General features: G+C 49.3%; 3 protein-coding genes. 1 reads left to right on the top strand and 2 read right to left on the bottom strand.

The features are described 5' to 3' along the window. Positions 1-490: phosphotransferase (locus B3O33_RS07015; RefSeq protein WP_292363276.1), on the bottom strand; the 490-nt coding region annotated here is incomplete at its 3' end. Between the two features lie 27 nt (positions 491-517). Then, positions 518-853 (bottom strand): DUF2782 domain-containing protein, encoded by a 336-nt coding sequence (locus tag B3O33_RS07010; protein WP_292360451.1) that lies wholly within the window; start codon positions 851-853, stop codon positions 518-520. 92 nt (positions 854-945) lie between these two features. Here B3O33_RS07010 and B3O33_RS07005 point away from each other — a divergent pair. Then, positions 946-1751: 5'-3' exonuclease (locus tag B3O33_RS07005; RefSeq protein WP_292363275.1), on the top strand; the 806-nt coding region annotated here is incomplete at its 3' end.

Here is a 1751-nt window from a genome sequence, read left to right as displayed (position 1 = left end):
CCTGCTCAGCGGACATATGTGGCAATAAGGTTTCGGCCATCGATTCGCGCCAGTCGGCACCCCGTTGCGTTGCCCGACGATGTTTAAATTTCTCACCGACCAGATGCATCTGTGCCAGCATATCGCCGATGGCTTCGCATTGGCCCAGCGTGGCAAGCTGATCGACAGTATGCCCCGCCAAACGCATAACAAGCGCTGCTGGACGACCGCATAAGGACTTGAGGTAATTCCCCTGTTTATCTTCAGCGGGATGTGCCGAGGGAATGCCATGCTTGAAGAAAAACGTCATGACTTCGAGGAAATAATCCAATTCGGCAAATTCATGCTGCTCGAACAGGGTAAGCACAAATTCCCCCTGGTCAGTGGTCACAAAATAATTGGTGTTTTCGATTCCGGCAGAAATGCCCTGGTAATCAATCAGATTACCAACGGCATACTCGCCGATAAACGCAATTAATTCATCGCGCCCGACTTCGGTATAAACAGACATGAAAATCTCAGTTAACGGGAGTTTTTGTTACCATTCCAACAGGATCCAGTTCGGCACTTCCGGATTGGCAAGGTTATGTTTGGTCGTTTCCAATGAACCATCGCCGTCAGTATCCATCAGGTAATATGAAGGACCGATATCCGGGGTGATTTTGATCATATAGAGCTGACCATTGACGCGGTATTCTTCGATGGTGCGATCTTCTTCCTGAATAATGGTAATTTCAGGTTCGATGCTTTCGCCATCCTGCAAAGGTGGCGGCAATACTGGAGGTTCAGTCAAATCAGGACCGGCAGCACCTGCCCAGGCACTTCCAGTGATCATCGCGCTGATTGCGCATACAATGGCGAACGGTTTTAACATGACTTAGCTCCACTAAATTTCCGATAAAGATAGCATTTCCGCTACGATGATTAAAGCAATCTGTTTGCCACTAATTTCAGGCCTTGTGAACTATGACTCAAACTGCACCACTTATACTCGTTGATGGCTCATCCTACCTGTATCGCGCTTATCATGCGATGCCGCCACTGACCAACAGCGACGGCGAATCAACCGGCACAATTTATGGCGTCATCAACATGCTGCGTAAATTAATCCGTGACTATCATCCTGAACATATGGCCGTGGTATTTGATGCCAAGGGCAAAACGTTTCGAAATGATCTGTATGCCGAATATAAAGCCACCCGGCCGCCAATGCCGGACGATTTACGCGAACAGATAGCACCTATTCACGAAATTGTTAAAGCCATGGGTTTGCCGCTGCTGTGCATTGATAACGTGGAAGCCGACGATGTAATTGGCACGCTGGCAAAACAGGCTACCGCTGCCGGAATTGAAACGGTGATTTCCACCGGCGACAAGGATATGGCGCAGCTGGTCAGCGAGCATGTGACGCTGGTCAACACCATGAATAACAGCAAAACCGATATCGCCGCCGTAAAAGAAAAGTTTGGTCTGACACCACAACAAATCGTCGATTATCTGGCGTTGATGGGCGATAAGGTAGATAACATTCCCGGCGTTGACAGTGTTGGTCCGAAAACCGCGACTAAACTGCTGCAGCAATATGGCAGTTTGCAGGGTGTTATCGAACATGCTGACGAAGTGAAAGGCAAGCTGGGTGAGAAGTTGCGCGCAGCCGTTGATGCTTTGCCGCTCTCCTATCAGCTCGCAACCATCAAGATGGATGTCGAGCTGGATTTCACCCCGGAAACGCTGGATATGCAGGCAGCGGATAACCAGAAACTGGCTGAACT

The organism is Methylophaga sp. UBA1464 (assembly GCF_002325665.1).
Lineage (GTDB): Bacteria > Pseudomonadota > Gammaproteobacteria > Nitrosococcales > Methylophagaceae > Methylophaga.
The sequence above is the reverse complement of the archived record's forward strand: the minus strand, read 5'-3'. Positions and strand labels throughout refer to the sequence as shown.

Excerpts from the sequence above, each read along its gene's own strand:
- B3O33_RS07010 (WP_292360451.1), bottom strand. The coding sequence starts at position 853 with ATGTTAAAACCGTTCGCCATTGTATGCGCAATCAGCGCGATGATCACT.